Source organism: Edwardsiella sp. A.80236 (assembly GCF_044540725.1).
Lineage (GTDB): Bacteria > Pseudomonadota > Gammaproteobacteria > Enterobacterales > Enterobacteriaceae > Edwardsiella > Edwardsiella tarda.
The window spans coordinates 1-1277 of record NZ_JBIUCY010000056.1 but is presented as its reverse complement, the minus strand read 5'-3'; the positions used below and the strand labels follow the sequence as shown (position 1 = coordinate 1277).

The 1277-nt window shown below is 49.8% G+C and carries 2 tRNA genes and 2 rRNA genes; all 4 read right to left on the bottom strand.

The annotated features are described in order from the left end of the window. Positions 1-773, bottom strand: a 23S ribosomal RNA gene (locus ACEQFP_RS17445); the annotation flags it as partial. Between the two features lie 161 nt (positions 774-934). Further along, positions 935-1010 (bottom strand) — tRNA-Ala (locus ACEQFP_RS17440). A gap of 54 nt (positions 1011-1064) precedes the next feature. Further along, positions 1065-1141, bottom strand: a tRNA-Ile gene (locus ACEQFP_RS17435). Positions 1142-1214: 73 nt separating this feature from the next. After that, positions 1215-1277: ribosomal RNA gene (locus ACEQFP_RS17430) — 16S ribosomal RNA — on the bottom strand; the annotation flags it as partial.

Genomic DNA, 1277 nt, shown 5'->3' with positions numbered 1-1277 from the left:
AGCCACAAGTCATCCGCTAATTTTTCAACATTAGTCGGTTCGGTCCTCCAGTTAGTGTTACCCAACCTTCAACCTGCCCATGGCTAGATCACCGGGTTTCGGGTCTATACCTTGCAACTAGACGCCCAGTTAAGACTCGGTTTCCCTACGGCTCCCCTATTCGGTTAACCTTGCTACAAAATATAAGTCGCTGACCCATTATACAAAAGGTACGCAGTCACACCCCGAAGGATGCTCCCACTGCTTGTACGTACACGGTTTCAGGTTCTATTTCACTCCCCTCGCCGGGGTTCTTTTCGCCTTTCCCTCACGGTACTGGTTCACTATCGGTCAGTCAGGAGTATTTAGCCTTGGAGGATGGTCCCCCCATATTCAGACAGGATAACACGTGTCCCGCCCTACTCATCGAACTCACAGCTGTGCACCTTCGTGTACGGGGCTATCACCCGGTATCGCGCGACTTTCCAGACGCTTCCACTAATGCACAAACTGATTCAGGTTCTGGGCTCTTCCCCGTTCGCTCGCCGCTACTAGGGGAATCTCGGTTGATTTCTTTTCCTCAGGGTACTTAGATGTTTCAGTTCCCCTGGTTCGCCTCGTTAAGCTATGTATTCACTTAACGATAGTGCAACGGATTGCACTGGGTTTCCCCATTCGGACATCGCCGGCTAATAATGCTTCATATCAGCTCACCGACGCTTATCGCAGATTAGCACGTCCTTCATCGCCTCTGACTGCCTAGGCATCCACCGTGTACGCTTAGTCACTTAACCTCACAACCCGAAGGTGTTTCACTTCGTGCTGTAAGCATTTGAGAGACTCTCGAATCACTTGTTAAAAGCAATTCGATTGTTTTCGAATTTTCAGCTTGTTCCAGATTGTTAAAGAGCAAAATATTTCACAACATGCTGATTTCTCAGTATGTTCTGAAATATGGTGGAGCTATGCGGGATCGAACCGCAGACCTCCTGCGTGCAAAGCAGGCGCTCTCCCAGCTGAGCTATAGCCCCATGACTTTACTGCCGATACCTTATTACCCGCTCCGCTTCACCCAGGAAGGGAGTTGGTAGGCCTGAGTGGACTCGAACCACCGACCTCACCCTTATCAGGGGTGCGCTCTAACCACCTGAGCTACAAGCCTGCATAAGGTATTTGCTCGTTGACATTTACCAGACAATCTGTGTGAGCACTACACAATATTTCGTATCTTCAGGTAAGGAGGTGATCCAACCGCAGGTTCCCCTACGGTTACCTTGTTACGACTTCACCCCAGTCAT